Genomic DNA, 22,327 nt, shown 5'->3' on the forward strand with positions numbered 1-22,327 from the left:
ATCACTCAACCGGAGGTCCAATTCGTGCACGCGTCCCCAATTCCGAAACCAGCCTGGCTGTCCCGGCCCCTGCGCCTGACCGGCGGGGCCCTGGCCCTGCTGGCTGCCGGCTCCATGCTCGGCCCCGCCGCCACCGCCGCTCCCACCCCCGTCGACGCTGAGTGGGCCGCCTCTGCCTACCGGGGAGGCATCGACGTCGTTGATGCTTCGGATGCCGACCAGCAGACCCTCGACGGCACCGTCTTTGATGACAAGAACAAGAACTCCAGGCAAGACGTCAACGAACCGGGCCTGCGCGGTGTCACCGTCTCCAACGGCCGCGACGTCGTCACCACGGACAGCCATGGCCGCTACGAACTGCCGGCGTTCGACAACATGACCGTCTTCGTCACCCAACCCCGCGGCTACCAGGTGCCGGTGGACGACGACAACGTCGCCCAGTTCTTCTACCACCACCTGCCGGAGGGATCCCCAGACCTGAAGTTCGGCGGCATCGCCCCGACCGGAGCGCTGCCTGACAAGGTCAACTTCCCGCTGGCCAAGAGCAAGCTCACCCAGTCCCCGGACCAACACTGCGCATTCGGCGCCGACGTCCAAACCTACAACCAAAAAGAGGTGGAGTTCGCGCAGAACGGCGCCTTCGCCGACCTGGCCGCCCGCTCCGACTACGCCGGCTGCGGCGCGCTCTTCATCGGCGACATTGTGGGCGATGACCTGTCTCTTTTCGAGCAGACCCGGGAACTGACCGCCAAGCTCAACGGTCCGGCCCGGTTTCTGCCCGGCAACCACGATCTCGACTTCGACGCCCTCGACGGCGAGCACGAGTTTGACACTTACCGCAGCCAGTTCGGCCCGGAATACTACTCGTACGACGCCGGCAAGGCCCACGTCGTCGCCATGAGCAACATCGAATATCCGACGGCGATCCCCGCGAAGAAGAGCAATTACACGTACGCCCTGGGCGAGCGCCAGCTCGAATGGCTGCGCCAGGACATCGCGAAGGTGCCCAAGGACCGGGTGATCGTGCTGGCCGGCCACAGCCCGCTGCTCGAGTTCTACTACAGCAACTCTCACACCACGAAGCAGCTGCAGGCGATTTACGGGATACTCGAGACCCGCGAAGTCGTTTCACTGGGCGGGCACACCCACATGTCGGAGAACCTCCGGGAGGGCGACCTCATGGTCGGCTGGCGCGACGAGCTCGGCGACACGGGCCTGCCGTTCACCCACTTGACCGTCCCGGCAGTGTCCGGCCATTGGTACAACGGCCGGGTGCTCGCGGAGGGCTTCCCCACCGCCATCCAGCGTGATGGGACCCCTCCCGGCATCCTGACCCTGGATATCAAGAACACGGAGGTCCGCGAGCGTTTCACAGCCACCGGCGACGACGGCTCCGACCAGATGGCTCTGGGCATCAACTCCCCCGCCTACCGCGCCTGGTTCGACGAATACAAGAACCAGCGCGGCAAAGCCCCGTCCCCGGCGAACCCGAACGCGGTGGCCCAAGGTGAACTCGGTGAGACCTGGCTGACCACCAACTTCTGGATGGGCTCCACCGGCTCCACCGTGAAGGTCTCCATCGATGGCGGCGAAAGCACCGAAGCCACTCGCACCCAGTCGATGACCGACGACGACGTCCCGCTGATTGGTGCCGAGTACACCGATCCCACCGCCACCATCGAGCAGTTTGTGCACGGCGGCGGCCTGCACGACCGCACCTCCCACCTGTGGCGACTCGAACTGCCGGCCGGCCTGGCCGTCGGCGAGCACACAGCCACGGTCACCGCGACCGACGTGCACGGCCGCGAGTTCACCGAGACCATCACCTTTGAGGTCGTCAAGTAACCCTGCCTGAAGTCCGACGGCGGGTGGTTGCGTCACGCAGCCACCCGCCGTCGCTGGCCTTCCGCTGGCCGGTGGGGCGCTTAGGCTACCGCGGCCTTGACGAGCGCCTCGAACTTCTCCTCCACCGCCGGGGTCCATTCCACTATTGCGAACGAGACCGGCCACATCGGCCCGTCGTCGAGCGTGGCCGCGTCGTTGAATCCAAAGGTGGCGTAGCGGGCTTGGAACTTGGCCGCGCCCTGGAAAAAGCAGACGACCTTGCCGTCCGTGTTGGCGTACGCGGGCATCCCGTACCAGGTCTTGGGAAGAAGCTCCGGCGCGTTCGCGGTGACGAGCGCGTGAATGCGTTCCGCGAGGACACGGTCGGCGTCGGGCATTTCGGCGATCGCGTCGAGCACGGCGCGCTCGTTGTCGGCCTTCTTCTGGCCGCTGCGGCCCTGTGCCCTCAGCTCCTGGGCCCGCTCCTTCATGGCGGCCCGCTCGGCCTCCGAGAAGCCGCCCGCATCGGACTTCTGGTTGGTGCTCATCTCGATCTCCCTTGTACGAACCACGACCGACAGTAGCAGCCGCTTGGGGCGCGGGCTTCTCGAATCCTGCTCGCACCGTGAAAAAAACGTAGCCGTCGGCGGGCAATCTGATATACGGTGCAGCGATACCTCGCGGCCACAGGGCGGGGCTGGTTAAACGGAAGGCGCGGGGACATCATGGACGACGCACAGAACCGCCAGGACCTGACCCGGCAAATCGACCAGCGCCGCGATGAGATCAGGGCGTTTCTTCGCCGCGCCCGTCCCAAACGCAACCGCCTGACCAGTGTCAGCGTCGTTGGTAGCTCGGTCGTCGCCGCGTTGACGGCGGGCCCGGGCTTCGGTCAAAACACTTTCAACACGGCGGTGGCAGGCGCTTTTTCGCTGTCCAGCACGTCGGTCGTATGGCAGGTCATCTGCATCCTGGCATCGATCCTCTCCCTTGCCGCGGCGATTGCGTCCGGCCTTGCCAACTCACGCAACAGCGCGGAGCAGATCTCAACGGCCGAGTCCGCCAGCGCGCAGCTCGACGGGCTGCTGACCGCCCTGAAGTACGGCCAGCTGCCGGTCGGCGACGCTGCGCGGCTCTATCAGGAGTACAGCTCGAAAGCGGCCTTCATCGACTAGCCGGTCCCGCGGCCAGCCCGCCGGCCCGGCCCCGAGCGGGGCTGCCTGAGCCCGGAGCGGCGACGAGGTCGGGGAATCGACGTGCGCATGGCGGCTACCGCACGCCTTTGATTTTGACCACGAAGACCGCGCCGAGCAGCCCGATCACGGCGGAAAGCGCGAACAGCGCGGTGTAGCCGCCGAGGTAGAGCACGGTAGGGGCGGCGATCAAGGGTGCGATGACCTGCGGCGACGAGGCCGCGATGTTGATGACGCCCATGTCTTTGCCCCGGTCGGCGGCGCTCGGCAGCACTTCCGTGAGCAGGGCGAAGTCCACGGCCAGGAACATGCCGAAGCCCGCGCCGAGGACCATGGCCGCGCCGACCACGGCCGGCCACGCGGGCGTGATCGCCACGATGACCGACGCCGTCGCGATGGTGATCGAGGACGCGATGACGAACGGTTTGCGGCGCCCCACCCGGTCGCTGAGAGGTCCGCCCACCACCGCCATCACCACCACCGCGGCCGCGTAGACGCCGGTCAGCAGCAGCACGCCGCCGGCCGGGTCCGGATGCCCCACGGCGTCCTGGAGGAAGAAGAACAGGTAGAGGGTGAAGATGTTGTTGCCTAGATTGACCAGGAAGCGGGTCAGCCACGCCCAACCGAAGTCGGGGTGCTTGGCCGGGGAAATCCAGAAGCCCTTCAGGAAGCCGGGCCAGGCGAAGGGCGGGCGGTCGGCCTTGCGCAACGGGGTGTCCCGGCCGGCAATCACGAACGGAATAATGCTGGCCAGCAGGAACACGGCGCAATAGATGTAGCCGAGGACGAAGCCGCCGGCCAGGTTGGCCAGCACCGCGCCCATCACAATGCCCAACGTCTGCCCGATCGCCGCCAACCCGCCGATCTGGCCGCGCTGCCGCCGCGGCACGCGGTCCGGAATGCTGGCAGTTACGGCCGCGTAGGCGCCGTTGCAACCGGCCTGCACCAGGCACCAGCCGATCACCATCACCGCGATGTTGGGGGCGCCGGATAACAGCAGCAGCGCGGCGAAGCCCAGGACGCCGCCGGCCAGGGCCCACGGCACCCGTCGTCCGAACCGGGAGGTGGTGCGGTCGCTCAGCGCTCCGAAGACCGGATTGGCGACGAGGGACACGGCGGCGCCGAAGCCGGTGGCCATCGCCAGGACGGCTTCCTTGTTCACGGCATCGAACGCCTGCGACTGCTGGGCCAACAAGACCTGCAGCGGGCCGAAGAAGGCAGCATTAATCCCGAGGTTGGTCAGCAAGACGGCGGTGACCCAGCCGGCCCGGACCTTGATGGTGGGTTCCCGGAACGCCGCGGGAAGGTCGAGCGCCGGCACGGGATCGCGCGGTTCCTGGACGGACATGGCGCCAACCCTCCTCACCGACGGCGCGGCGTGACCCGCGGTCCCCTGTTGTTGCAACAGCGTACAGCCGCCGCCGGGCAGGCGGGTAAGGCCAGGCAATCGCTGCCGGCGGTGTCGCCCAACGGCAGGTCGGCAGCGCTGACCGGCTGGCCTTTAGGACGTGCGGGGCGTGAGCGCAACCTGCGCCCTCCGGCGGCGGCCGGGCGACGAATGCGGGATGTCAGCCTGCGTCGCAGCGGTCGGGCGACGACTGGACCGGATGTCAGCCCGCGCCGGCGGCGGCACGCTGCCGGGCCAGCTTTTTCAGCCCGCGCGAGACCTGGACCGGCTCCGGCCAGCGCGGCGCAAGGTTGTCCCCCAGCGTGACGCCCTTGAGCTTGCGGCCGAACATCGGGACCACCCATTCCTGCAGCCAGTCGCGCTCGCGCCGGAGTGCCTCGCGCCAACCCGCCCGCACCGGAGCCTCCGGCCGCTTCAGCCGGAGTGTGTGCTCCACGCCGAGGGCCTCGAGGACCCTGGCCGCCATGTACTTGTGCCCCAGCGCGGACATATGCAGCCGGTCCGTGTCCCACATCCGTCGGTCCTGATAGACGTCGAACGCCCAGTGGTCCACCAGCATGGCGTCGTAACGCCGGGACAGGTCACGGACAGCCTCGTTGAACACCCAGTTGCGCCGCCGCATCGGCTCCAGGACCGGCGGAAGCATGACCTCAAAGCCGGTGAAGAGGATTAACTGCGCACCCGTTTCGGCCAGCTGGCGGACGGCGGATTCGTAGTCGGCCAGAAGCTCCGGCATGCTGCGCTTGAACTCCAGGATGTCGTTGCCGCCGGCATAGAAGGAGACCAGGGTGGGTTGCATGGCGACGGCCGGTTCCAACTGGTCGGCGATGATTTGGTGTAGCCGCTTGCTGCGTACCGCCAGGTTGGCATAGCGGAAGTCCGGATCCTGCTTGCCCAACTGCTTGGCCACCCGGTCGGCCCAGCCGCGCACGCCATTGGGGAAGTTGGCGTTGTAGTCCCCCACGCCCTCGGTAAAGCTGTCGCCCAGCGCCACGAATAGTCCGCCCACCTGCCGAAGACTAGCTGCGCCGGGCAACGCACCGGCAAACACGCGGTGAAGTCCGTCGCTGTGCCGGCCCGGTTGTCCGCTGCGGGGTGGCGAGACCCGGGGCGAGCCGGCAGCTGCCCGCCTGCCGTCAGCTGGGGCCGGGAACCAGCTCGGGCGGCTCGAAGATCCACGGCTCAACCGGCAGGGCATCGGGCCGGAACTCGGACAGCAGCTTGGGCAGCGGGACGTCCGGCAAGCCCAGCGAGGCCAGCAACAGGCCGCGCACCGCGGCCGCGTCCAGCCCGGCCAGCTCGAGTGCGCCCAGGGTCACCGCGCCGTCGCGCTTGGCCAGGCGCCGCCGTCGTTCGTTGAGGACCAGCGGCACGTGGACGTATTCGACCGGCGGCAGCCCCAGCAGCGACCCGAGGTATGCCTGCCGCGGGGCGGAGGTCAGGAGGTCGTCGCCGCGCACCACTTGGTCCACGCCCTGTGCGGCGTCGTCCACCACCACCGCAAGGTTGTACGCGGGGACGCCGTCGTTCCGCCGCAGCACGAAGTCGTCAACGACGCCGGTGTAGTCGCCGTGCAGTCGGTCGGGCACCGTGTAGCTGGCGGTGGAAGCGCGCAGCCGCAGGGCAGCGGGGCGGAGTTGGCGGCGTTCCTCGCGTTCGGCGTCGGTAAGGTTGCGGCAGGTTTCCGGATACGCCCCCTCCGGAGCATGCGGCGCGCTGGGAGCCTCGGCAATCTCGCGCCGCGTGCAGAAGCATTCGTAGAGCAGGCCTGCCTCCGCCAGCTGTCCGAGCGCGTGGCGGTAGACCGCGGCGCGGTCGGTCTGGCGCACTACCTCGCCGTCCCAGTCCAGGCCGATGGCCGCCAGATCCGCCAACTGCCGCGCCTCGAACCCGGCCCGCGCCCGGTCCAGGTCCTCCACCCGTATGAGGAAGCGGCGGCCGGTGCTGCGGGCGAAGAGCCAGGCGAGCAGCGCGGTGCGCAGGTTGCCGACGTGCAGTTCACCCGAGGGGCTGGGCGCGAACCGACCGGCGGGACTCTGGGCTGTTGGCACGTCCCCACGGTAGCAGGCCGCTCCCCGCCCACCGGGGTGTTGCCGCGCCTATTAGGCTGGTGCCATGAGCACACCCGACTCCCGCATGGAAACCCCGATTGCCGTCACCGGTGCCACCGGCGAGCTGGGCGGCATGGTCGCCAGGATACTGGCGGAGCAGAACCTTTCACAGCGGCTGATTGTCCGTGACCCGTCGCGTGCACCGCAGCTGCCCGGGACGACGACGGCGACTGCCGGCTATGGCGACAAGGCCGCCGTCGCGGCTGCGCTGCAAGGCATCGAGACAGTGTTCATGGTGTCCGCCGCCGAAGCCGAGGACCGGCTGCAGCAGCATTTCACCTTCATCGATGCCGCCATCGACGCCGGCGTGCAGCACATTGTCTACACCTCGTTCATCGGTGCGACCGAGGACGCAACGTTCACCCTGGCCAGGGACCACTACGCCACCGAGGAGAAACTGCGCGGAACCGGCCTGAAGCACACGCTGCTGCGCAACAACTTCTACGCAGACGTCCTGCCGTCGTTCGCCGACGAATCGGGCGTGATCCGTGGTCCGGCGGGGGACGGGAAGGCGGGCTTCGTTGCCCGCGAGGACGTAGCCAGGGCGGCCGCGACCATCCTGGCCGAACCCATGCCCCATGCCGGCTTCACCTATGAGCTGACCGGCCCGGAGTCGGTGACCCTGGCCGAGGCGGCGGCGGCCATCGCAGAGGCGACGGGCCGTCCGACGTCGTTCCTCAACGAAACGGTGGAGGAGGCCTACGCGAGCCGGGTGCACTACGGCGCCCCGGACTGGCAGCTGGATGCCTGGGTCAGCACCTACACGGCAATTGCCGCCGGGGAGTTGGACCTGGTGACCCACGACGTGGACCTACTCACCGGGCGGCCGGCGCTGAGCCTGCGGGAGCTGTTCGGCGTCGGGCGCTGACCCACGTCCGGGCGGCGCCGACGGTGCCGCCCCGGACGGAACCCCGCCCCCGGCGTGAGACCTAGGCGTTCCAGAGTCCGTAGGAGTCCGCGAGCGAAGAGATCTTCTCGGCGCGGGCGAGCCGCGGCAGGTAGGAACCGTCGCCCACCACCGCGCCGGCGGCGTGCGCATCGAGCAGTTCGTGCGCCCACCTAATCTCCGACTCGCTGGGTGAGAGCCCCTTGTTGATGGTGTCGGCGGCATCGGTGAGCAGGCAGAGCTTGCCCGTCATGCCCATGGACGCCGTCACCTTGCAGGCTTCCAGCAGTTCTTCGCCGAGTGCCCCGACGGTCGGGCCGTCGATGGGGCCGGGCAGCTGGCCCACGCGGGAGGCAACCACCAGCCGGGAACGGGCGTACGCCAGGGCCATCGGTGAATCGCTGGCCCCGGTGTCGCGGCGGAAGTCGCCCACGCCGAAGGCGAGGCGGAAGGTTCCCGGAGCGCGGGCGATGTCGGTAGCGTTCTCAATGCCGACGGCGGATTCGATCAGGGCGAGCACCGGGGTGCCGGCCTGCAGCCGCATGGCGGTGTGCGTAACCTGCTCGGGCTTCTCCGTCATGGCCAGCATGACGCCGCGCAGGCCCGGCGCCTTGGACAGGGCGGCCAGGTCGTCGGCCCAGTAGTCGGTTTCCATGCCGTTCACGCGGACCCAGGCGGTCATGCCGGTGGAGAGGGCCTCCACCACCCGCTCCCGCGCCGCGGCCTTGCCCTCCGCCGGCACGGCATCTTCCATGTCGAAGATGACGGAGTCTGCTTCAGAGGCGAGTGCCGGGCCGAAATTCGCTTCGTCTGCCGCCGAGGCCAGAAGCCAAGAGCGGGACAATTTTGCGGGAAGGGCGGCGGCACGACGGTTTCTTAGAGCGGACATACTCCTAGCCTAATGTTTCCGCCGCCGGGGCCACTAACGTAAGGGGCGAATGCCGATTGAGGCATGCGCCACCTCCGTCCGTGGCGGGAGATAAACCGGCGTCAGAGCGATGCCGGATGGCGTCGCCGCCGGCGGGCCACAACGATGGCGGCGACCACCGCCGCCACCAGCAGCACCACGACGGCGATACCCAGCGGGGACCCCGCGGCCGCGGCCAGCCAGGCGTTGAGGGCGGCCAGGCCCACGGTGGCATACAGCACTGCCCACAGCACCGAGCCGACCACGACGGCCGGCAGGTACCTGCGCAGCGGCATCCGGCCAAGGCCGGCGGTCGCGTTTACCGCCGTCTGGACGCCCACCGTCAGGAAACAGAGCGCGACGGCGAGGGCTCCCCAGCGGGCGATGACAGCCTCCGCGCGGCGCATGGCCGGCGAATCCAACTGGCGGACCAGGCGGGTGTGCCGCCCGCCGGCGGCCACTCCCCTGCCGGCCCAGTACGTGGCATTGGCGCGCAGCATCACGATCACGAACAGCACGCTGACCGCGTATCCGAAGGGGAGGCTGGCGATGTGCTCCATGTCAGGCCGCGGGCTCCGGCCGGTGCGCGGCGTGCGCGGCGCCCATCGGTGCGGCGCCGAAAGGTCTGCCCACGATGGTCTCCTCGGGAGTCGGCGGATGTTCGCTTCCGCGGACGGCGCACGATGTCCGGCCGCGAACAGCAGTTTACGCCTACCCAACGCCGGGCACTCGGGGAATGTTAACGGCCGCCGCCGGGCCGCCGGCGAAGGTCAACGGGCCGCCCCGGGCACATGCGCGGCAACCACGACGGCGCAGCACGCCTTCCCCGGTGCGGGCCGGGAAGTGTCTTACGCTGTCCCCATGGCCCAGCTGACTCCCCGCACCACCGATGCCCTCCCGGCCGCCCAGGCGCAGCGGCTGCAGCGGGCGCTCGACGAGAGCGCCGACGTCACCGTCTTCGTCAACGGCACCACGGTGAAGCTGCCCGCCCAAGCCTCGGACGCCGTCGTCGATATGCTCCGCCGCTTTGCCCACGGCGATGCGGTGATGGTCAGCTCCGCAGTCGAACTGTTGAACACCTCGCAGGCGGCGGAGGTGGCCGGCGTATCGCTGACCTACATGCGCCGCCTGACCGACGCCGGGACCATTCCGGTCCAGTACCGCGGAACCCACCGGCGGATCCTGCTCTCCGACGTGTTGGCCTGGCTGGAGACCCGGACCGCCGCACCCGACGCAGGTTCGGCGGACACCGCCTCCGCTGCCGGTTAGCGGACTCTTCCCGTCTGGGAATCCGCAACCTACGGCATCCTCTTCTCCGTCTGCCGCCCGGGCTGCGGCCGGCACCCGGGGTGCACAGCCGGCGCGATCACCCCTAGGCTGGGTGCCACGGGCCCGGGACCGGGTCCTGAAGGACAACCAGAGGAGACTGTGACCGTGGCCGACCTGCTTGCTCCGCTCGTGACCCTCCGCAACGGGGCCAAGATGCCGCTGCTGGGACTGGGAACCTGGCCCCTGGACAATGCGGAAGCCGCCCGTACGGTCGAAACTGCACTCAACCTCGGCTACCGGCTGTTCGACACCGCGGAAAATTACCGGAACGAGGAAGGCGTCGGCGAGGGGTTGCGCCGCAGCGGGCTTGACCGCTCGGAAATCTTCATCACCACCAAGTTCAATAAGCAGTGGCACAGCGTCGACGGCGCGCGGCAGGCCTGCGAGGCCAGCGCCCGCCGGCTGGGCGTCGACTACGTGGACCTGCTGCTGATCCACTGGCCCAACCCCGGGCAGGACCGCTACGTCGAGGCGTTCGAGGGGCTGACCCGTTTGCTGGAGGACGGGAGCGTGCGGGCCATCGGCACGTCCAACTTCAAACCCGCGCACCTGCAACGGCTGTTCGACGCCGGGCTGGTACCGGAGGTCAACCAGATCCAACTGGATCCCCGGCATACCCGCGGGGACCTGGTGGAGATACACCGCCAGCGCGGCATCGTCACGGAGTCCTGGAGCCCGCTCGGGAAAGGCGGCGACCTGTTGCGGGAACCGGCGGTTCGGTCGCTGGCCGGCAAGTACGGCAAGAGCCCGGCCCAGATCGTGCTCCGCTGGCACACTCAGCTGGGGCACGTGCCCATCCCCAAGTCCGCGCACCCGGACCGGCTGGCCGAGAACTTCGCCATCTTCGACTTCATGCTGGAGGCCGGTGAGCTGGCCCGGCTCTCCGCGCTGGACCGGGGCACCGCGGACATCACCGACGCGGACGTTTTCGGCCACTAGGCGGCCGCTGGACGGCCGCTGGACGGCCGCTGCGGCGCTGCTTCGGTTTGGCCTGCCCCGGCACGCTTTAACATGCAAAGGAATGAATCCTGACGGGTCTGTGTTACGCCTAGTGACACCGGTTGTAATTCGACGGTGTCCACCGCAGCCGGCCGTGGCGCTGGATAAACGCAACGGCGGGCTGGAAGCAGTACAAAGGAGACATCAATGACTGTGCAGGACAAGGTCGCTCTCGTAACCGGCGCCGGCCAAGGCATCGGGCGGGCTATCGCTCTTCGCTTGGCCGAAGACGGCTTCAACGTCGCCATCGCCGATATCGAGCCGCAGCGCGCCAAGGGCGAGGCTGTCGCGGCGGAGATCGAAGGCCTCGGGCGCAAGTCCGTTTTCGTGGCAGCTGACGTCGCCAAGAGGGACGACGTCGTTGCGGCTGTAGACACGGCAGCCGACCAGCTCGGCGGATTCGACGTCATCGTCAACAACGCAGGCATTGCCCAGATCAAGCCGGTCCTTGAAATCAGCGAGCAGGAACTCGACCAGATTTTCAATGTGAACGTCAACAGCGTGGTCTGGGGCATCCAGGCCGCGGCCGCCAAGTTTGACGAGCTCGGCCACGGAGGCAAGATCATTTCGGCTGCCTCCATCGCGGCCATCCAAGGCTTCCCGATCCTCAGCGCCTACTCCGCCTCCAAGTTCGCGGTGCGCGGCTTCACGCAGGCGGCGGCGCAGGAGCTGGCACCCAAGGGGATCACGGTCAACGCGTATGCGCCCGGCATTGTCGGAACCGGCATGTGGGAGCTCATCGACAAGGAACTCAGCAAGATCAACGGAAAGCCGATCGGTCAGAACCTCAAGGAGAACGTGGAGGGCATCGCCCTCGGCCGGATCGAGACGCCCGAAGACGTGGCAAAGATCGTGTCCTTCTTCGCCGGCCCCGACTCCGATTACGTCACCGGCCAGGTGCTGCTGGTAGACGGCGGCATGCTCTACAACTGATCAGGGCGTGCGAGCGGGCCGTCCCCTCCACGGCGTGAGGGGTAGAAACAGCCCCTGAGGGGCAGCACCCGCGAAGACAGGACCAGGCCGGAGCGTTGGGGGTCGCTCCGGCCTGATCCTGTTGGGGGGAGGAATGATGTGGGGGCCGACGCAGATGCCGGCGGGCATTCTCCTATTGCCACGCCTGGTCTGCCCACGCGGCGTCGCGAGAGTAGTTGCTGCCGGTGAGGTTCCAGAGGTCATCATCCTGGGCGTGCGCTCCCAGGACCCCGACCTGATCCAGGGATGATGCTGTTCCTTCGTTCGGGACATCCGGAACCTTGGTGGATTCGGGTCCAATCGACGAGAAACCGAACGGGCTCATTTTGTCCTCTTCTCCAACAGCGAAGATTCGACTTCGGGCGACCAGGCCCTGGCGTAGACGCCGAGTGCCGCCTCTTCCCACGTGGTGAACCCCAACCGGTTCATCAGCAGGTGGGCCTGGGAAAACGTCAATTGCTGCGCGCTGCGGCTAACGCGCGCACGGTCCGCCCGGTACAGGTACGAGTCAAGCGTCCTGATCCAGCGGCGGCGCCAGTTCTGAACGCTGCTTTCGTCCGCCGTCGCCGCCATCAGGCGGTGCATCGGTGCGGTGCGGGCAACCAGTCCTGCGGTGAGGCTGTGCCGCGCCTTCGGAGCCGAACGGCCCAGCTCGGCCGTGGACACCCGAAGATGGTTGTCCCAGCAGTAGTCCCAGGACAGCCTGCCCCGGTCCGGCCACTGTTGCGCCTTCGGCCCATACATCATGGCCCACGCCGCATCGCAGAGGAGCAGGGAGGCGAGCGCCGAACGTCCTTGGGCCTTGCTGAAACGCTGCGTGGCCCACATGGCCAGCTCGGAGGACAGTTCGAATACCTCCTCCGCGAGATCCAGCCCATCGGGTCCCCCAAAACGGTCCAGGTCCGCTTCGGGTACGGGGACGGCGGCATCGGCCGGCGAAAGCTGAATGGAATCCTCGCTGCCGAAAGGCAAGACGAAAGTTTCCTGGGTCGTGATGCCTGGCAGGATGTCGAGGACCCGGTCCCGGGCCGCCAGCTCGAACCTTTGGAGGCTGTCGAGGATTGGGCGGCGGCCCAGGAACCGGACCTTCAGGTGAGGCCCCATCTGGTCGGCACTGTGGTTGAAGTACCAGCGGCCCACGCCTTCGCGGCGAGCGTGGGCGACCAGCGGTGTAACCAGTTCTCCTATGACTGCGTCGACTACGTCCTGCCTACCCGTGTAAATAGACAGAACCCACCAGTACGATTTAACGTTCACCGAACTTGTTGGGCGGATGGCTGTCAGCTGGCTCATGCGCTACTCCTGGTTCGATGTTCTGGTGGTTGGGGAGGGATAGCCGGCGTCATCCTGGTTACGGAATCAGCACAATGCCGATGAGATGGGGCGGCTTTTTACCAGTCCCAGATATAGGCGGAAGCGGTGGCGTTTTCAGAATGGGGAACCGGTCCTAGATCGGCGGCTACTGCCGGAGTGGCCGCAGAGACCGCCCCCAAGGCAACCAGCAGACCTGCCGCGATGCTTGCGATCTTCTTGAACATGTCATTCCCTTCACATGGCTTAGGTTCGTACAGTGACAAATCCAGCCGGGTTGCTCGCCCCCGACATGTTCAAGAGTTCCGTGCTTCTGCTGCGCCTGTCCAGCCAATCCCGTTGCAACATCCGGACATGCCATGATCGTGCCTCCGGGCTTGCTCTGTCACGTTCCGGACAGGTGGTCAAAACCGCCTGCCGCCCCGGAAATCCGGGGAAAGGAGCACCCCCTCGGGATCATCGGCCACAAACCGCCAAGCGATGGCATAATGTGGCCATGGCAGCAAGTGGCCGCCGGCAAATGGCGCAAGATGGGCCCAAGAAGTGCTTTAGACTGGCCAAAGAGCGGCCGCACCGCACCGGAAACAGCAGGCCCTGCGTGATACGTAAATGGATCAACCGGAGGAGCGCCCTATGCTGAGCGGGACGGCATTCGAGGTCTATGAATTCGCCGTGGCCCATCCCGGCTGGACCAAAGAAACCATGTCCACGGCACTCGGCTACACCATCCGTGACCTCAACATCGCCATCGGCGAGCTGGTCAGCAGGCAATTGCTGCAGCAGCCGGCACCCGATGTCGAATGCTATGTCGCCATCTCCCCCGACGTTGCCCTGTCGCAACTGGTGGACTCCGACGAGCGTCTGCTGATCGACCTGCGCACCAAGATCAGCGGACACCGTGCGGACATGGCGGCTCTCGTGCCCACCTACCTGGCAGCCCGCAAACGGGTGTCGCTGGACTCCTCCGTGGAGGTCCTCGAAGACCCCGGGGTAATCCGCAAGCTGCTGGTGGACTATGGCCGTGACGTTTCCGAGCAGGTGCTGATCAGCCAGCCGGGCTCCGGCGCCTCCGCCGATGTCCACGAAGAGGGCATCCAAAAGGACATCGAACTCCTCAACCGCGGGGTCGTCCGCAAGAACATCAGCCACGCCAGCACCCTGGACCATGTGCCCACCCGCAAAGCGGTCGCCGCGATCTCCCCGGCCGGCGGCGAGTACCGAACCCTGCCCTACGTGCCGCTCAAGATCATGATCTTCGACCGCAACCTCGCACTGATCGGGCGCCAGCTGCATCCGGAAGACCGCGGCGCTCTGGTGGTACGCGACTTCAACCTGATCCAGGTCTTCATCAACCTGTTCCATGTGGCCTGGGAGCTGGCCGATCCCTACGTTTTGGACGGGCAGGATAACGGCGCCTCGGATCTCAACGGCATCCAGCATTCCATCCTCAATGCCATGGCCGCCGGTTACTCCGACGAGGTGATTGCGCGGAGGCTGGACATCAGCGTCCGCACCTGCCGGCGCCACATCGCCTGGATGCTGGAGCAGCTCGGCGCGGAAAGCCGTTTCCAGGCCGCGCTCAAGGCCAGGGACGCGGGCTGGCTCTAGCCCCGGGCAGCACCAATAGAAAACTTCTGTTTCCTATCCCGTAACGCCCCGGGCTATCCTGTGTGAGTGACTTCACAGGACGCAGACCTTTCCGAAACCCTGCCCATCGAAACGGAAGTGGCGCTGGAACGCGCCACTGCGGCGCACCGGCACCAGCACCTGTTCTCGCAGCGCGCCGCAAACATCAAACAATCAGCCGTCCGCGACGTCTTCGACATCTCGATGCGCCCCGGACTGGTTTCCCTGGCCGGCGGCAACCCCTACCTGCAGTCCCTGCCCCTGGAGAAGATTGCCGGCATGGCGCAGCGGCTGATCGCCGAGCATGGGATGACCGCCCTGCAATACGGCGGCGGCCAGGGTACCCCGGACCTGCGGCGAAAGATCTGCGAGGTCATGGCGCGGGAAGGCATCACCGGCGTGGATCCGGAGAACGTGGTCGTGACGGCGGGTTCACAGTCCGCCCAGGATGTGGCCGCCAAAGTCTTCTGCAACCCCGGCGATGTGGTGCTGTGCGAGGATCCCACCTACGTGGGCGCACTGAACACCTTCGAGGCCTACGAGGTCCAGGTGGAGCCGGTGTCGATGGACGAACACGGTCTCGTGCCCTCGGAACTCCAGCGCCGCATCGAGGAGCTGCAGGGCGAGGGCCGCAGCATCAAGTTCCTCTACACCATTCCCAGCTTCAACAATCCCTCCGGCATCACGCTGGCCGCCGAGCGCCGGCAGCAGATCGTGGACATCTGCCGCGAGGCCGGCGTCCTGGTGCTCGAGGACAATCCGTACGGACTGCTGCGCTTCGACGGCCAGCCCTTGCGGCCGCTGCGCGCAGACAATCCCGACGACGTGGTCTACCTGGGTTCGTTCTCGAAGATTTTGGCGCCGGGCCTGCGGATCGGCTGGGCGCTGTTGCCCGACCACCTGCAGCGGAGCTTCTACCTCGCCAACGAGGCCGTCACCCTGTGCCCGCCCACCCTGAACCAGATGCTGATCTCTGCCTACCTGGACGAGCACGACTGGGTGGGGCAAATCGATACCTACCGCCGGTTGTACGCCACCCGGTGTGCCGCCATGTTGGCGGCGCTGGAGGAGTTCATGCCGGCCGGAGCCAGCTGGACCGAACCCGACGGCGGCTTCTTCGTCTGGATCACCCTCCCGGAGGGCGTCGACACCTACCCGCTGCTCTACGACGCGATCGAGGCCGGCGTGGTCTTCATCCCGGGGGCGGCGTTCAGCCCCTCCGAGGAGCCGTCACGCCAGCTGCGGCTGGCTTTCAGCGCCGTGCCCGAAGAGGCCATTCGCGAGGGCGTGCGGCGACTGGCGCCCGTCCTCGCAAAGGCTATGGCCGGCGCCGGTTCTTGAAATAGCGGTAGTACGCGTAGCGGCCGGCGAAATACAGGCCGATCACGATGATGATCCGCAGGATGGGGTGCAGTCCCGGCATCAGCCAGATCATGACGTAGCTGAGCAGGAAGACGGCCGCCATGGCCCACAGGGTGCCCTTCCAGTCGATCCTGGGCACCCCGGAGTCCTTGCGCTGACCCGAGGGCCTGTTGTTACTCATGCTCCCAGTCTTTCACAGCCGGTACGGCGCCCGCGGTCCGTCAGGGAATGCGGCCGGTAGTGTGCCGTCAGGCGCCCACCAGGATGCCGTCCAGGTCGGCATGGACCGTGGCGCCCGGCCGGAACAGCACGCCACCGATCTCGACGGGAACGTCTGCTTCCCCGCTGGCGTCCTTGGCGCTCTTCCGCGGGTTGCTGCCGAGCGCCTTGACGCCGAGCGGCAGCTGCGCGAGGGCCGCCCGGTCCCGGACCGCCCCGTTGATGATCACCCCGGACCAGCCGTTGGCCACGGCGGCCGCGGCGATCATGTCCCCCATCAGGGCCGTCTCCAGCGAGCCGCCGCCGTCGACCACCAACACGGCGCCGTGGCCCGGGGAGTTGAGGACGGATTTCACCAGCCCGTTGTCCTGGTAACACCTGATGGTGCGGACCGGCCCGCTGAACGACGCCCGGCCGCCGAAGTTACCGAACTGGAGCGACAGCGACGCCAGTTCGTCGCCGCGCTGGTCGTACAGGTCCGCCGTCGGGATCACTGTAGGTTCTGCGCCGTGGGTCGCCGCGTTGCCCGCTGTCTCAATCACCTGATGGTGCTCCTCCTCGCCACACCGCGATCATAACCAACCGCGGCCCGGCGGGCATCCGCGCGCAGGGCAATGTCCGTCCGGCATGCGGCAGCGAACGTCTCGTCAATTGCGACGACGACGCCGTCAATCCAGCATGCCGCACGCACCGTCAGTCCAGCAGCAGGGCCGGTTCTTCCATGATCGCCGCGACGTCTGCCATGAATCTGGCGGACAGGTCGCCGTCCACCACGCGGTGGTCGAACGATCCGCCCAGCGTGGTGATCCAGCGCGGAATGACTTCGCCGGAGACGACCCACGGTTTCTGCCGGATGGTGCCGAAGGCGACGATGGCGACTTCGCCCGGGTTGATGATCGGGGTGCCGATGTCGATTCCCAGCGCCCCGATGTTGGTGATGGAGAGGGTGCCGTTCTGCATGTCGGCGGGCTTGGTCTTGCCGGCGCGGGCCGTGGTGGCCAGGTCGTTGAGGGCTACCGCGAGCTCTTTGAGCGAGAGGTCCTGGGCGTCCTTGATGTTCGGAACCAGCAGGCCGCGCGGGGTGGCGGCGGCGATGCCCAGGTTCATGAAGTGCTTGACGTGGATCTCGTCGCCGGACTCCGTCTCCACCCAACTGGCGTTGACGTTCGGGTTGCGCGCGGCGGCCCAGATGACGGCCTTGGCCAGGATGAGCAGCGGCGACACCCTGACGCCTTCGAAGTCGCGGGACTTCTTCAGCCGCTGGACGAACTCCATGGTCCGCGAGGCATCCACATCCACGAAGATGCTCACGTGCGGGGCGCTGAAGGCCGACTCGACCATGGCCTTGGCGGTCGCCTTGCGCACGCCCTTGACCGGGACCCGCTCGATCCGGTTGTCCAGCCCCTTGCGGGGGGCCCAGAACGTCGGGGCAGCTGCCTGCTCGGCCTCGCGCTGGGCCTGGTAGCTGAGCAGATCCTGCTTGGTGACCTCGCCGCCCTTGCCGGTGGGGGTGATGTCCGCCAGGTTGATGCCCAGGTCCTTGGCGGCCTTGCGCACCGGCGGCTTGGCGAGCACCCGGGTCAGCAGCCGGGTGACGGCGGCCTGGACGGCTTCGCCCCGGGCGTGCCCGGCACCGGCGGCGGGAGCCGCCCCCGGAACGGCGGAGTCGTCGTCGGCGGGAACCGGCGGCACGTGCTGGGCCTGGCCGTGCGGCTCGGGCAGATGGATTTCCGCGGCGGGTGCGTTCCCGCCGCCGGAGCGGGCCGCGGAAGGGCGCGCCGCCGTCGTCGTTGTGGGAGGGGAAGCCGGGGCACTGCCGCGGCGCGGGCGCCGCCTCACCGGATCGGCCTTCGGACCGGAGCCGACCAACGGCCCGCCCTCGGCGGTGGCCTCGGGCACGGGCTGTTCCGGAACGGGGGCCGCGGGGCGCGCCGGAGCGGCGGGCTGCTCCGGGGCGGCGGGCTGCCGTGCGGCGCCCTCGGCGGCGACGGCGAAGATCGGGGTGCCGACCTCTACGGTCTGCCCCTCCGGCACCAGCAGTTCCGACACCACGCCCGCGTAGGGGCTGGGGAGTTCGACCAGCGACTTGGCCGTCTCGATCTCCACGATGACGTCGTTGACCGCCACGGTGTCTCCCGGCTTGACCTTCCAGGACACGATTTCGGCCTCGACCAGTCCCTCGCCGACATCCGGGAGGTTGAAAATCTGCGTGTTCGACATGGAAACTCCGATATCAGTAGGCGAGCGAACGGTCGAGGGCCTCGAGCAGGCGGTCGATGTCCGGCAGGTACTGTTCCTCCACCTTCGCCACCGGGTAAGGCATATGGAAGCCGCCGACGCGCAGCACCGGCGCCTCCAGGCTCAGGAAGGCGCGTTCGCCGACGCGCGCGGCGATCTCCCCGCCGATGCCGCCGAAGGTCGGGGCTTCGTGGGTGACGATCAGCCGCCCGGTCTTCTCCGCGGATGCCGTGATGGTGTCGAAGTCGATCGGGGAGATGGAGCGCAGGTCGATGACCTCCACGCTGTTGCCGTCCTCTTCCGCCGCCTTCGCCGCGGCCAGGGCGACCGGTACCAGCGGCCCGTAGGCGACGATCGTCGCGTCGGTGCCTTCGCGAACCACCTGAGCGCTGAAGGCGTCGCGGCCGGCCGACCCGGTGTCCACCTCGCCCTTGAGCCAGTAGCGGCGCTTGGGCTCGAAGATGATGACCGGGTCCTGGCTGGCCACTGCCTGCTGGGTCATCCAGTAGGCATCGTGCGCGTTCGAGGGGGTGATGATGCGCAGGCCGGGCGTGTGCGCGAAGAGGGCCTCCGGGGACTCCGAGTGGTGCTCGATGGATCCGATGCCGCCGCCGTAGGGGATGCGGACGACGACGGGGGCCGACAGGAGCCCGGAGCTGCGGGTCCGGATCTTGGCCAGCTGGGTGGTGATCTGGTTGAACGCCGGGAAGACGAAGCCGTCGAACTGGATCTCGCAGATCGGCCGGTAGCCGCGGAAGCACAGCCCGATGGCGGTGCCGAGGATGCCGGACTCGGCCAGCGGCGTGTCGACCACGCGGTCGGCGCCGAACTCGGCCAGCAGCCCTTCGGTGACCCGGTAGACCCCGCCGAGCTTGCCGATGTCCTCGCCCATGATCAGCGTCTTCGGATCATTGGCCAGGGCCTCGCGCAGCCCGCTGGTGATGGCCTTCGCGATCGTCATGGTGGTCATCGGCGTGCCTCCCCGGCAGCGTTGTCGTCGGTGGCGGAATCGGCGAAGCCGGCTTGGTACTGCCGGTGCCATTCCAGCTCCTCGCGGACCAAGGGGTGCGGATCGGCGTAGACGTTGGCGAAGTGGTCCTCGAAGTCCGGGGCCTCCATGGCCAGGACGTCGGCGCGGGTGGCTGCCGCGAGCTTGTCGGCTTCGGCCGAAACCTCGTCGAAGAACCCGTCGCCGGCCGTGTTGGTGCTGCGCAGGTACCGTTCCAACCGCAGCAGCGGATCGCGTTCCCGCCAGCCCTCTTCCTCGGCAGCCTCACGGTATTTGGTCGGGTCGTCCGCGGTGGTATGGGCGCTCATCCGGTAGGTGAACGCCTCGATCAGCACGGGCCCGTTGCCCGAGCGGGCGTGTTCCACGGCCCACCGGGTGACCGCGTGTACGGCGACGACGTCGTTGCCGTCCACCCGGATGCCCGGGAACCCGTAGCCGGTGGCACGCATGGACAGCGGAACGCGGGACTGGACCGCCGTCGGCACGGAGATGGCCCAATGGTTGTTCTGGCAGAAGAACACCACCGGGGACTGGTTAGAGGCGGCGAACACCATCGATTCGTGGACGTCGCCTTCCGAGCTGGCGCCGTCGCCGAAGTAGGCGACGGCCACTCCGTCGTCGCCGTCGCGCTGAATGCCCATGGCGTAGCCGACCGCATGCAGCGACTGGGCGGCAAGCACCAACGTGTAAAGGTGGAAGTTCGTCTCCCGCGGGTCCCAGCCGCCCTGGCTGATACCACGGAAAAGCTTGAGCATGTTGGAGAGGTCCAGGCCGCGGGTGAGGGCGACGCCGTGCTCGCGGTAGGTGGGAAACACATAGTCCTGCGGCTCCAGCGCGCGGCCGGAGCCGATCTGCGCCGCTTCCTGCCCGAGCAGGGGAGGCCAGAGCAGCAGTTGGCCCTGCCGCTGCAGGGCGGTGGCTTCCTGGTCGAAGCGGCGGACCAATGCCATGTCGCGGTACATCCCGCGCAGCGCCTCGCCGTCGAGGTGGGCTGCGTAGGGGCTGTACTTCGCATCGTCGCGGACGGTCCCGTCGGGGGCCATCAGCTGCACCAGCGCGGGCGCGTCCGAGGGGTCGCTGGACACCAGCGACTGTTCCAACTCTTCGATGTCGAATTCCGAGGCGGGCAGGTGCTCAGCGCCCATACGAACTCCTCGCCGATCCGCTGCCTAAGCGGCAGAGATCTTCGCTGTTCATATATGCCGGGCCGGGAATACATTCCAGGCCCGGCATATATCTGTCGTTTATCTCGTCCTAGCCTAATGGCAGGTGCCGTGCGGGCCGGTCACATTACCGTCAGGAAACGCCCGGACCGTTTGTATAGTTCTCACAGAGCGCCAGGAAGCGGCTGTTGGCTTCCACTTCACCGATACTGACCCGCACGCCCTCCCCGGCGAAGGCCCGCACGGACAGCGCCTGCCGGCCGGCCAGCTCTGCGAACTCCTGCGCCCGGTCGCCCAGCGGCAGCCAGACGAAGTTGCCCTGCGTCTCCGGGATCTTCCAGCCGAGCAGGTTAAGTCCGGCGACCACGCGGTCCCGTTCGTCGACGAGCCTTTGTACCCTTTCTACAACTTCGTCGTAGTGGCGCAGCGAGGTGATGGCCGCATGCTCGGCCAGGCTCGACACCGCGAACGGGGTGGCCGCCACGCGCAGGTGCCGGGTGATCTCCGGCTGCGAAATCGAATAGCCCACCCGCAGGCCGGCCAGCCCGTGGGCCTTCGAGAACGTCCGGAGCACCACCACGTTGGGGTACTTCTGGTACATGGCAACACCGTCCACCACCTCGGGGTCGCGGACGAATTCCGTGTAGGCCTCGTCGATGACCACGATGATGTCGTCGCGCACGCTGCGGACGAACCCTTCCACTTCCGCCGCCGTCAGCGCCGGTCCTGTGGGGTTGTTCGGCGTGCACAGCAGGATGACCTTGGTCCGGTCGGTCACGGCGTCCAGCATCGCTTCCAGGTCATGCGAGCCGTCGGACCGGTTCGGGACCTGCACGCTGCGGGCACCGGAGAGGCCGACCATGATCGGGTAGGCCTCGAAGGACCGCCACGCGTAGATCACCTCGTCTTCGGTGCCGTCCTCGTGCTGTCCGGCAAACGTCTGCAGGATCTGCACCAGGGCGCCCAGGCTTCCGGCGCCGGTGACCACGTCGTCGGCCGGGACATCCAGGAACCGGCCGAGTTCGGTGCGCAGCGCGGTGCACAACGGATCGGGGTAGCGCATGATGCCCGCCGTCTGCGCGTTCATGGCTTCCAGCACGGCGGGCAACGGGGGCAGCGGGTTTTCGTTGGAGGACAATTTGTAGGACTGCAGTCCCTGGATTGCGGCCGGCGGTTTGCCGGCAGCATATTTGGGCAGCCTGTCGAGCACCGGCCGGGGGTGGATTCGGCCCGACGCACCTGCTGCCGGAACCGCAGCTTCCTTGATGGGGTTCTCAGGAGGAGTCATGCCTTAAAGGATACGTGCGCCGATGACCGGGTTTTCCGCGCCCCGGCGGCCCGGATGTGGCAGCATACACGCATGGGAAAGTTCATTGTGCGGGTCGTCGTCAACGCGCTGGCGCTGTGGGTGGCGAGCTGGATCCTGCCCGGCCTGGCCATCGAGGCATCCGCAGCGGCCGACGTCGCCGGCAACGAGTCCCTGGGCACGGTGCTGGCCTACCTTTTCATCGGCCTGATCTTCGGCCTGGTCAACGCCATTGTCCGGCCCATCATTTCCTTCCTTTCGCTGCCCGTCACCATCCTGACGCTGGGCCTGTTCACCATCGTGATCAATGCGCTGATGCTGGTGCTGACGGCCTGGCTGTCCAGTTTCACGCCGGTCGAGTTCGTCGTCGATTCCTTCTTCTGGACGGCTATCCTCGGCTCGCTGATCATCAGCCTGGTCTCGCTGGTAGTGGGCACCCTGACCCGCACCCGCTGATTCCGGGG

General features: G+C 67.6%; 24 protein-coding genes. 9 read left to right on the forward strand and 15 right to left on the reverse strand.

The features are described from left to right. The first annotated feature begins 24 nt into the window (after positions 1 to 24). Positions 25 to 1,845: a calcineurin-like phosphoesterase C-terminal domain-containing protein gene (locus AC5RUP_RS01525; protein WP_494153578.1), complete on the forward strand. Its 1,821-nt coding sequence runs from the start codon at positions 25 to 27 to the stop codon at positions 1,843 to 1,845. A gap of 80 nt (positions 1,846 to 1,925) precedes the next feature. Here AC5RUP_RS01525 and AC5RUP_RS01530 read toward each other — a convergent pair whose 3' ends face one another. After that, positions 1,926 to 2,372, reverse strand: coding sequence for an iron chaperone (locus tag AC5RUP_RS01530; RefSeq protein WP_494149737.1), 447 nt, complete (start codon positions 2,370 to 2,372; stop codon positions 1,926 to 1,928). Between the two features lie 177 nt (positions 2,373 to 2,549). Here AC5RUP_RS01530 and AC5RUP_RS01535 point away from each other — a divergent pair, with 177 nt between their 5' ends. After that, the gene (locus AC5RUP_RS01535; RefSeq protein ID WP_494091062.1) at positions 2,550 to 2,999 is read left to right on the forward strand and encodes a hypothetical protein; all 450 of its coding nucleotides are present in this window, start codon (positions 2,550 to 2,552) and stop codon (positions 2,997 to 2,999) included. Positions 3,000 to 3,093: 94 nt separating this feature from the next. Here the strand turns inward: AC5RUP_RS01535 and AC5RUP_RS01540 are convergent, their stop codons facing one another. The 3 genes from AC5RUP_RS01540 to gluQRS form a co-directional block, all read right to left on the reverse strand. After that, complete coding sequence (locus AC5RUP_RS01540; RefSeq protein ID WP_494000964.1) at positions 3,094 to 4,365, reverse strand: MFS transporter; 1,272 nt, start codon at positions 4,363 to 4,365, stop codon at positions 3,094 to 3,096. Between the two features lie 262 nt (positions 4,366 to 4,627). Further along, positions 4,628 to 5,434 carry an SGNH/GDSL hydrolase family protein gene (locus AC5RUP_RS01545; RefSeq protein ID WP_494149736.1) on the reverse strand — a complete coding sequence of 269 codons (807 nt, stop codon included), beginning with the start codon at positions 5,432 to 5,434 and terminating at the stop codon, positions 4,628 to 4,630. A 127-nt stretch (positions 5,435 to 5,561) separates the two neighbouring features. Continuing rightward, positions 5,562 to 6,476: a tRNA glutamyl-Q(34) synthetase GluQRS gene (gene gluQRS, locus AC5RUP_RS01550; RefSeq protein ID WP_494149735.1), complete on the reverse strand. Its 915-nt coding sequence runs from the start codon at positions 6,474 to 6,476 to the stop codon at positions 5,562 to 5,564. 64 nt (positions 6,477 to 6,540) lie between these two features. On the opposite strand from gluQRS, the gene AC5RUP_RS01555 reads away from it, so the two are divergent. Further along, entirely contained in the window at positions 6,541 to 7,404 is an 864-nt protein-coding gene (locus AC5RUP_RS01555) for an SDR family oxidoreductase (protein ID WP_494149734.1), read from the forward strand. 61 nt (positions 7,405 to 7,465) lie between these two features. Here AC5RUP_RS01555 and AC5RUP_RS01560 read toward each other — a convergent pair whose 3' ends face one another. Next, complete coding sequence (locus AC5RUP_RS01560) at positions 7,466 to 8,311, reverse strand: HpcH/HpaI aldolase/citrate lyase family protein (RefSeq protein WP_494149733.1); 846 nt, start codon at positions 8,309 to 8,311, stop codon at positions 7,466 to 7,468. A 101-nt stretch (positions 8,312 to 8,412) separates the two neighbouring features. Continuing rightward, on the reverse strand, positions 8,413 to 8,889 hold the full coding sequence (locus AC5RUP_RS01565) for a DedA family protein (protein WP_494153821.1): 477 nt from the start codon (positions 8,887 to 8,889) through the stop codon (positions 8,413 to 8,415). A gap of 301 nt (positions 8,890 to 9,190) precedes the next feature. Here AC5RUP_RS01565 and AC5RUP_RS01570 point away from each other — a divergent pair, with 301 nt between their 5' ends. From AC5RUP_RS01570 to AC5RUP_RS01580, 3 genes are all read left to right on the forward strand, one after another. Continuing rightward, positions 9,191 to 9,598 (forward strand): helix-turn-helix domain-containing protein, encoded by a 408-nt coding sequence (locus AC5RUP_RS01570; protein WP_494153820.1) that lies wholly within the window; start codon positions 9,191 to 9,193, stop codon positions 9,596 to 9,598. A gap of 159 nt (positions 9,599 to 9,757) precedes the next feature. Beyond that, entirely contained in the window at positions 9,758 to 10,597 is an 840-nt protein-coding gene (locus AC5RUP_RS01575; RefSeq protein ID WP_494153819.1) for an aldo/keto reductase, read from the forward strand. Positions 10,598 to 10,804: 207 nt separating this feature from the next. Beyond that, positions 10,805 to 11,590: an acetoin reductase gene (locus AC5RUP_RS01580; RefSeq protein WP_494013633.1), complete on the forward strand. Its 786-nt coding sequence runs from the start codon at positions 10,805 to 10,807 to the stop codon at positions 11,588 to 11,590. A gap of 172 nt (positions 11,591 to 11,762) precedes the next feature. On the opposite strand, the gene AC5RUP_RS01585 is transcribed toward AC5RUP_RS01580, so the two are convergent. The 3 genes from AC5RUP_RS01585 to AC5RUP_RS01595 all read right to left on the reverse strand — a co-directional run bounded on the left by AC5RUP_RS01585 (position 11,763) and on the right by AC5RUP_RS01595 (position 13,167). Then, complete coding sequence (locus AC5RUP_RS01585; RefSeq protein ID WP_494153818.1) at positions 11,763 to 11,954, reverse strand: hypothetical protein; 192 nt, start codon at positions 11,952 to 11,954, stop codon at positions 11,763 to 11,765. Further along, positions 11,951 to 12,922 (reverse strand): lantibiotic dehydratase C-terminal domain-containing protein, encoded by a 972-nt coding sequence (locus tag AC5RUP_RS01590; protein WP_494013631.1) that lies wholly within the window; start codon positions 12,920 to 12,922, stop codon positions 11,951 to 11,953. The genes AC5RUP_RS01585 and AC5RUP_RS01590 overlap by 4 nt, the downstream gene beginning before the upstream one ends. Positions 12,923 to 13,020: 98 nt before the next feature. Further along, positions 13,021 to 13,167: a hypothetical protein gene (locus tag AC5RUP_RS01595; protein WP_493979969.1), complete on the reverse strand. Its 147-nt coding sequence runs from the start codon at positions 13,165 to 13,167 to the stop codon at positions 13,021 to 13,023. Positions 13,168 to 13,573: 406 nt separating this feature from the next. Here AC5RUP_RS01595 and AC5RUP_RS01600 point away from each other — a divergent pair, with 406 nt between their 5' ends. Both AC5RUP_RS01600 and AC5RUP_RS01605 read left to right on the forward strand, forming a co-directional pair. After that, positions 13,574 to 14,548, forward strand: coding sequence for a helix-turn-helix transcriptional regulator (locus AC5RUP_RS01600; protein ID WP_494013630.1), 975 nt, complete (start codon positions 13,574 to 13,576; stop codon positions 14,546 to 14,548). 66 nt (positions 14,549 to 14,614) lie between these two features. Then, positions 14,615 to 15,907 carry an aminotransferase-like domain-containing protein gene (locus AC5RUP_RS01605; RefSeq protein ID WP_494153817.1) on the forward strand — a complete coding sequence of 431 codons (1,293 nt, stop codon included), beginning with the start codon at positions 14,615 to 14,617 and terminating at the stop codon, positions 15,905 to 15,907. On the opposite strand, the gene AC5RUP_RS01610 is transcribed toward AC5RUP_RS01605, so the two are convergent. The 6 genes from AC5RUP_RS01610 to AC5RUP_RS01635 all read right to left on the reverse strand — a co-directional run bounded on the left by AC5RUP_RS01610 (position 15,885) and on the right by AC5RUP_RS01635 (position 21,845). Then, a complete protein-coding gene (locus AC5RUP_RS01610; protein ID WP_494132468.1) occupies positions 15,885 to 16,109 on the reverse strand; it encodes a hypothetical protein in 225 nt (74 codons plus the stop codon). The genes AC5RUP_RS01605 and AC5RUP_RS01610 overlap by 23 nt on opposite strands. A gap of 67 nt (positions 16,110 to 16,176) precedes the next feature. Further along, entirely contained in the window at positions 16,177 to 16,689 is a 513-nt protein-coding gene (rraA, locus tag AC5RUP_RS01615) for a ribonuclease E activity regulator RraA (protein ID WP_494153816.1), read from the reverse strand. Between the two features lie 151 nt (positions 16,690 to 16,840). After that, on the reverse strand, positions 16,841 to 18,367 hold the full coding sequence (locus AC5RUP_RS01620) for a dihydrolipoamide acetyltransferase family protein (protein WP_494158222.1): 1,527 nt from the start codon (positions 18,365 to 18,367) through the stop codon (positions 16,841 to 16,843). A gap of 13 nt (positions 18,368 to 18,380) precedes the next feature. Continuing rightward, positions 18,381 to 19,355 (reverse strand): alpha-ketoacid dehydrogenase subunit beta, encoded by a 975-nt coding sequence (locus AC5RUP_RS01625; RefSeq protein WP_494154711.1) that lies wholly within the window; start codon positions 19,353 to 19,355, stop codon positions 18,381 to 18,383. Then, on the reverse strand, positions 19,352 to 20,539 hold the full coding sequence (pdhA, locus tag AC5RUP_RS01630) for a pyruvate dehydrogenase (acetyl-transferring) E1 component subunit alpha (RefSeq protein WP_494154712.1): 1,188 nt from the start codon (positions 20,537 to 20,539) through the stop codon (positions 19,352 to 19,354). The genes AC5RUP_RS01625 and pdhA overlap by 4 nt, the downstream gene beginning before the upstream one ends. 151 nt (positions 20,540 to 20,690) lie before the next feature. Further along, positions 20,691 to 21,845 (reverse strand): histidinol-phosphate transaminase, encoded by a 1,155-nt coding sequence (locus AC5RUP_RS01635; RefSeq protein ID WP_494154713.1) that lies wholly within the window; start codon positions 21,843 to 21,845, stop codon positions 20,691 to 20,693. Positions 21,846 to 21,917: 72 nt separating this feature from the next. Between AC5RUP_RS01635 and AC5RUP_RS01640 the strand changes: the two genes are divergently transcribed. Beyond that, positions 21,918 to 22,319: a phage holin family protein gene (locus tag AC5RUP_RS01640; protein ID WP_494013623.1), complete on the forward strand. Its 402-nt coding sequence runs from the start codon at positions 21,918 to 21,920 to the stop codon at positions 22,317 to 22,319. Positions 22,320 to 22,327: the final 8 nt, after the last annotated feature.

It is taken from the genome of Arthrobacter sp. Y3223151, from assembly GCF_059091125.1.